Annotated in this window: 5 protein-coding genes and 2 pseudogenes; all 7 read right to left on the bottom strand. The window is 41.5% G+C overall.

The window, feature by feature from the left end; genetic code table 11:
- Window positions 1-106, bottom strand: a pseudogene (locus ACFIMK_RS09495) (lytic transglycosylase); the annotation flags it as partial.
- Window positions 107-122: 16 nt separating this feature from the next.
- Entirely contained in the window at window positions 123-2225 is a 2103-nt protein-coding gene (locus tag ACFIMK_RS09490; RefSeq protein WP_375683110.1) for a hypothetical protein, read from the bottom strand.
- Window positions 2226-3680 (bottom strand): hypothetical protein, encoded by a 1455-nt coding sequence (locus ACFIMK_RS09485; RefSeq protein ID WP_375683111.1) that lies wholly within the window; start codon window positions 3678-3680, stop codon window positions 2226-2228. It lies immediately after the preceding gene.
- Between the two features lie 24 nt (window positions 3681-3704).
- Window positions 3705-4640: a hypothetical protein gene (locus ACFIMK_RS09480; RefSeq protein WP_375635036.1), complete on the bottom strand. Its 936-nt coding sequence runs from the start codon at window positions 4638-4640 to the stop codon at window positions 3705-3707.
- Window position 4641: 1 nt separating this feature from the next.
- A pseudogene (locus ACFIMK_RS09475) lies at window positions 4642-5067 on the bottom strand (hypothetical protein).
- Window positions 5067-6524 (bottom strand): hypothetical protein, encoded by a 1458-nt coding sequence (locus tag ACFIMK_RS09470; protein ID WP_375683113.1) that lies wholly within the window; start codon window positions 6522-6524, stop codon window positions 5067-5069. Before ACFIMK_RS09470 ends, ACFIMK_RS09475 begins: the two are co-directional and overlap by 1 nt.
- A 1-nt stretch (window position 6525) precedes the next feature.
- Window positions 6526-7216 (bottom strand): hypothetical protein (locus tag ACFIMK_RS09465; protein ID WP_375693545.1); only part of this gene is annotated, 691 nt, incomplete at its 5' end.

Genomic DNA, 7216 nt, shown 5'->3' with positions numbered 1-7216 from the left:
CTCCACTTTCTACTTGCGCAACACGGTACAAATAACTCTCTGGCAAACCATAACGCGCTGCCGTTTGCCGTATCGCTTGATCGACTGAAGGACTATAACGGGTCATAGCCTAATCTCCTCCCTTACTCAAATGCACTCAATAAATTCAACTCCTCCGTTGAGGCTTTTCCCCCACCTCCAAACAAAGCAGCAGAAAGCTTTTTGAACCATTCTTTTGTCGCATATCCCTTATGATGCGCGTTTACCATGCGTTGAATGAGAGCTACAATTTGATCATTCTTAATCTGTGTCCCCCCTGTTAACAATTTGACAACATCCTTTTCAATCCGTTGACGCTCTCTAAACGCCGCCTCTTTGAAAGGAATCCAAGCTGCCTTCCCAGCAGCTTTTGCTAATTGTACAGCTGCATCACGTTTACCCGTTGGCATATTGACGTTATGCCTAAAAGATATCTTTTCATCCGCTACACGACCTGGTATTCTGTTATAAAAATCTGCATAATTAGCTTCTTTATTGACAACATTCTTAACAGCAGAAGCTTTATCGGCTCCATAAATCTTTGCAAATCGTTCATACAGATCATTCGTACCAAAAATCTCCTTTGCCTTGGATACTTCATCTTTTGTTTGCCCCATACCTTGTAAAAGTTCTGCCCTTGAGCCCTTTTTAAAGTATTCTTGTTGTGCCTTTGGTAATTCATCAAAGATTTTACTGAATTCATCCTTATTAACCGACTTGCTAAGGATTTTGGAACCTTCATCCATGGCATCTACATGTGAACTATATTGATGATACAATGCCCGCCCTTTCTTATATTCAGACGAGATATCATCCATAAGCTCTAACAATTTTTTCTTGATACCCACTAAACTGCGAACTTGGCTATTATCTCCTTGTTTCTTTTCCGTTCTTATCATTAAATCGATAACCTCTTTAGTCTTATGAAGAGCCCCCATGTTGGGTTTCTCTCTAAGGAGACTAAATTTTTGAGAAGAAAACGGACTAACGTTGTTGCCATCCGTAATAAACCGCTTTAGTCCTTCATCATAAGCTTGTTTGAAATATGGACGCTTCATTAATTCATTAAGAGCACCATAATATTTTTCTCCTATCGGAGTCTTCTTAGCTATTTCGTAAAGATGTTCTGTATATGCTTCCCTACTCGCGATAAGATCATTTTTTAAACCTGTGACATTTTGACGAGGAACAAAGTATTTATCAGCCGCCTGATGAATACGCTCCCCTCCTCCCAGCGCTCTCTGTTCAGCTCTCTTGGTTAAATCAAGATAAGCCCCTTGGTTTCTTTTTGCGATATCAAAAACAAGGTCTTGTAAAAAAGGACTATGATCAGCTACGTAATCGGTAGAAACTGCTTTTTTAAAAGATTCTCCTAGCTCTTCAGAAGCTTCATTGCCTAAATGTTTACTGATTGCTCTTAACGTATCTTTTGAAACACCTTCTTTCGTATGAGAAGGAGAAAAAAGTCTTCGTATTCCGCTTACCGGATAACCAGCTAAATGAGCTAAAGCACTTCCAGCCAATGCCCCACCCGCTCCTAAACCTGCACCAGATAACGTACTTGTAAGTGTATTCCCAAACCCTTCCCCTTCTCCTGCACCATGTAATGCACCAGATGCTGCCCCTACTTTAAGCAAATGAGGCAATGTTGTTTTGTTCGTGATGCCTAAAAATGGACTTGCAAATCGACTTGGGGGTAACTGACCTGCTTTCAAAAAGGCTTGACCTAATTTTGACCCCGCCACATTCCTTGCAAGTGTAGGCGCTACAAAGCGTGCTCCTGAGGCTAACAATCCTCCCCCTAAAGTCGCAAGTGAAGGGATTGTCGACCCTAAAGCATTTCCAGCAAAAGAAGTCCAATAATGTTGATCACTCATCCTACGATAATAATCACGTATTCTATTGGCTTCTTTCTCATATTTTTCTATGGTTTTCTTATCTCCAGTCCAATAGTTGATAAGCCCCTTCGCAAAAGCCTTTATTGCCAACTCATCATCAGAATCACGTCCTGCCGCTGTGATCCCTGCAATCTCATCATCTAAATTAAAACTCAATCCATGCTTTAAAGAATTCCAAAAGGCTTCACTGCTACTTATTTCGGGATGTTGGGATGATGTTTCGTATTCATCTTTAGGGATACGACGTATAACCCTTATTCCAGGACCAAAATCTGGAAAATCTTGATGAGTATTATTATGATGAACCATTTATCTATCCCTAATAATGTCATATATATAGTTACCGTCTGGTATGGATACTCTTTCTCCAATAGCAAGTTTTTTAATATCTTCTCTGCTACTTATAGTTGGCAATTTTTCAACACCTCCTTGCGGCATCGACTGATTAGCATATTGAGCAGAATACTTTAGACGCGGTCTTACTTCCATTCCATTTGACAACCTATAAATTTCCTCATCATTCAGTTTTTTAAAAAGATCAAACATATCTTTGATTTTTAAGAGCGTTTTATATAGTTCTTCTGGTTTATCGCTAATGTCCATAGTACCATAAGATGCTACTATGCGCCTGCTTTCTTCATTAGATAACGGTCCAACGCCTAATTTCCCGCCGTCACTTTGCTTTTTGATTGCTTCAATCACTCGAACAAAGACACCACCTTCAAGCGTTTTTAATTTATTTTTTAATGTTTTTGCAGCAGTATCGGGGAAAATCTGAGTAAAAGCACCGACCTTACCAGCAGCCTTTTTGGGATTCTTCTCTATAATTTGAAGAGCATTGTTAACTGTATCCACAATATGATTAATTTCTTTTGCTGCTACAGCAGCAGTGTTTCTCTTACCTATTTCCCACTCTTCTATGTCTCGTTTTTTCTGATTATACTCAAGTTCCTGCATCGACCCCTTAACCGGTCTCGCTCTACGTTCACCTAGTTGTGAATTGGGATCCCATTCATAACCTTTATCTAACTGAGGTTTATCACCACCTGTTAGCATCGCACTAAGCATTTGCGGATTACGTGCCATGATAGCAGCTTCTTCTTCGCTGTAACCTTTAGATTTTAGGTATTCGACGGTTTGATTGACTTGTTCTCTTCGTTTATCACCTTCATTAAGATGCTTCACACCACTTGCAAGCGCATCCCACCCAGAACCGTCTGATGAAGATTCCGCCATACCTGCAAAAAGATCTTTGAGCTTCTGATACGCATCTGATTGAAAAAACTTATAAGTATTGGACTGTAAAAATTTCTCTGCATCTGTCAGTTCAGGAGTCGGTGTTGGGGAAGCGGGTGCTAATGGTTGCGTTTGTTCATTAACATGAGGTTTTAGTTCTTGTGGAGTACTCTCTAGTGCATTTGGCATGGGTGGATGTTGATCAAATCCAAGAGGCATTTCCGCTTTAGGAGCCGTATAGGGCATAAATGGTCCATATGGATTCAGACTATTCTGTAAATAGGGGTTGGATGGGGCTTGTGCTTTCTCTGGTGTCATCATACTTTCAATACCTGACATTCCAGTCATAAATAGAGAGGTTTTGGGGTACTTTGTTATGAAATTCCCCACGGGGTTCTTTGTTATTAATTGTCCCAATCTATTCGCCCCTGTAACCGCTTTAGGAGCAAGATACCTAAAAACATGAGGCGCAGCTCTTGCTGCCATAAAAGCTGCCCCAGCTAATGGAAATAATATTGGAAATGCCATCACACTCTCCTACAAAACTATTCTTTAATTATTCTCCAGAGCTTTCTTTTGATTCATGTAATCTAAAAAAAACTTGGATGCTCCTCCTGCCAACGCTGCTCCCATTGGACCACCTGCCATGTAACCAAAAGCCATCGGTGCTGCTTGAAGTGCTAAAGAACCTATAGCCCCTACATTTTTCCACGGATTATTGCCCTCTATCTTAGAGATTGTATGATTATTCGTCGTCGTGCCGTAATTCCTTGCAAAACCATGACCGGCATTCATAAGCATATTCAACCTATTCCAGCCGCTATTGTCTTGTTCCAGCCAACGTTCACGATTGGCATCAACAAGGCGTTGATTGTAGTCATTAAGAACAGATGACCCCTGCAACATATTCGAATAGGCATTATTATAAGAGGGGAATAAGTTGCCTATCATGCCTAAGCGGTTTTCATTTAGTTGATCAATCATCGAATTGGCTTGCATCATATGCTGTAAATCTCTATCACGCTGGCGATACTTGATACGAGCTAATTCATCATTAAGCCCCCTCTGTAACTCATTGTTATGCGCACTAGAGCCATAAAGACCACTACCTAAAAACTGTCGATTAATACTATTTCTTATTTCACTTAAGCCCTCTTTAAGTTCCTCATCAAATTGAGAATTCGGTCCCATCAAACCACCAGATGCAATCCAGTTAAGGTTTCTCGCAGACGATGTTGGAGTATTCATCAAATGATTCATATAATTCTGATACTGATGAGGAATAGCTCCAAGACCTCCAATTGCTTGATAAGTTGGAGCACTTAAAGGTGCAACACGAGGTCCCCCATATACATTACCACCCATCCCTGTATCATACATGTTATACGCATCTGCACCCCCACGCTTAAAGACATTCTGCATCCAAGTGGGAGGGGCGCTTGTTTGTACCTGCTTCTGTTCTGTCGTTGTTGGTGTCTTGCTCCCCATGTCACAATTCCTTCCTATAATAAAGCATAGCTATGCCATAGCCTTGCTTGTCCAATGCGCGCTTCCAACCTAAACGACCCAAGATCTCCATTTCAGAAGCCCCATTCTCACGCGCCCAATCCTCTACAAATGTCAAATTATCAATTTGATCAAGAACGCCCTTGCCACTACATTCACAAATCAGTGCGCGCTTCTTTCCTCAACCTGTCTGCTGTATCTGGGTCGTGAATGCCGCTAAAAAGCGCTCGTCATCATCCAAAACAAGCCATAACTGTTTCTTGCCGCTGCAAATCGCTTCAATGAGCTCTTGCAACGTGATTTCATGTTTGAAACGCTCTACATACTCTCTAAAGGATGCAATGATGTCTTCAAGATAAGGCGCTATACGCTCCATATCCCAAGACGTGGTCAAAAAGACTTTTGCCATTACCCTCTGCCTAAAGGACGTAAATCCACATTAAACCCTGTGATATGGTTCCAATGAACGCCTTCAGGAATACGCAATTTAAAGCGGTGATAACGATTGCGCGAACGACCATGATAAGCGCCCGTGACATATGAACATGCCCTCTCTTGGTGCCATGTAATCGGCGTCTGATTATTGCGAAGCCGACGCTCTCCTATGCTTAAAAGACCTTCCGTCGTATCAACTTCAGCAAACATCTTCGTGATAAAGTTAAAACTTCCATCTGGTGCTCCCAATTCTTGCGAAACAACCGTTGCCTCCATCGGTGCTCCCGTAAACATAACAAGTCTATTTTCATCATCAAAAGCACCAAGCATTGGGGCGCCACTTTGCCAACGAGGGCTGTCTAAAGAAGCCGGCAATGTCTCAAGATTGATCGAGATCTCATCTAACTGTTCTAAAGTATAACCTGTCGTAAATACTGGAAACAACGTGAAAGGTTTTCCCTGTAGCGTCGACCATTTCTGCAATCCCCAATCATAGACAAAGGTCGTTTGCTCGTTATTACCTCTTTTTAAGGACCAGTAAATCCGGTTATCAATGGGGTCTATAACCCCTTGCATCTCATCAAGAGCAAACTTATCAAAGGTTTTAAAAACCGTTCTATCAACCTTCTCAAAGCCTATCGGCAAAAGTTGACCATCAGCACTGATCTGATAAAAGCCACCATCACCAGCAAAAAAAGCATCACTCCCGCGACACGCTATAGAGGCTGCACTGCGCGCTCCACGTTTGTCTTGGATCTTTTGAAAAGCAAACGGGCTCTTGGAACCTAACGTCAAAGAACCAGCATAAATAGCAGAACGAAGAAAAATAAGGGGATTGGTTGTTTCTGTTGCCCCCTGCACATATTCTCCATCTTGGAAATCCATATAACCACTAACATTATATTGAGTCTCCCATAGAGTTTCATCGCCTTCTCCAGACCAATGGATGCGATTGGGATTATCTGTCAATTGCATCAAACAAACAAAAGGTCCCCAAACCTTAACCAATCCTGCTTTCGGTGGATTTCCTTCTAAATCTTCAAACCGTTCAGAACTAAGGACCTTGAAAACTTGCGGTTTATCATTTTTATTCACCGCAATAACCATGTTTTTAAAAAGAGCAAACGACCATTTATTCTCTTCATTTGCTTGATAGGTCACACCACTTTGGCTTATGTCTTTCCAACCCTTGGTTTGACTATCATAACTGTAAAGCTTTTGTTTGCCTCCTACAATTATCTTAACACCATTGCCACTTCTAAACGCTATGCACCCCAAAGGCTTTTCTTCCAAAGCATGAGACACAACCATTGCACTAGGCATGGGTATGTAACCGCCATCAGCCGGTAAAACATTCACAAGCGTATCCGTAAAGCTACCGTTGACGACCGAAACATCTGGTCTGTAATCAGCGATTGGAAAATAAACCATCTTAAAAATCCGTTGGTATTATTCTGGTCACGTTATGACGTTGAGACGTCTCTGCACGCAATTCATGCAACTGTTCGTTAAAGTCATTGTAAGCTGCCGTTGCACAATCGGGATCTTTCAAGATATTCTTGTAAAGTTCGTATTTTGCACGCGCCTTAATCAAATCAAACGCGTGCACAAACCATGGATGCTCCTCATCGACACTCTCTATCTCTGATAAACGCAATGGAGAGAGAATGAGTTGAATCTGATAGGCTTTATCCGGTGTGGGATAAAGATGTAATTTCCTATCAAAATAACTGTAACAAACCGGCGTTCCTTGCTGCTCTGATGATAACAAAGGCTCTAAAGAAACATGGTCCTTACACTCCAATGCAAACTTATGATGTTGATCAGAGCTTAGATAAACGTTTTTTATTTTAACAGCTGTTTCAATAGGGCGGGTAGCGCTTGCATCATAAACACCTTGTCCCGCCCGTGTCTCAAACACCACATCACGGCTTTCGTTAAAGTAAAAGGTCTCCCGTTCACAAAAACGAATAGCTGCAAAAATGCTTTCTTGGATTTGTTGAACATACTCATCGGCTATGTCATCAATCTCATCTTGAATAACCGACACTAAGTGCGAAAGTGTTCTCTTATGACGATAAACATCTCGCTTTACAGGTATCGGTCCTCCAGTCTTAACCCGA

The organism is Bartonella sp. AP280QHHD, from assembly GCF_042196125.1.
Classification (GTDB): Bacteria; Pseudomonadota; Alphaproteobacteria; order Rhizobiales; family Rhizobiaceae; genus Bartonella.
This window is presented reverse-complemented; position numbering and strand designations above follow the sequence as displayed.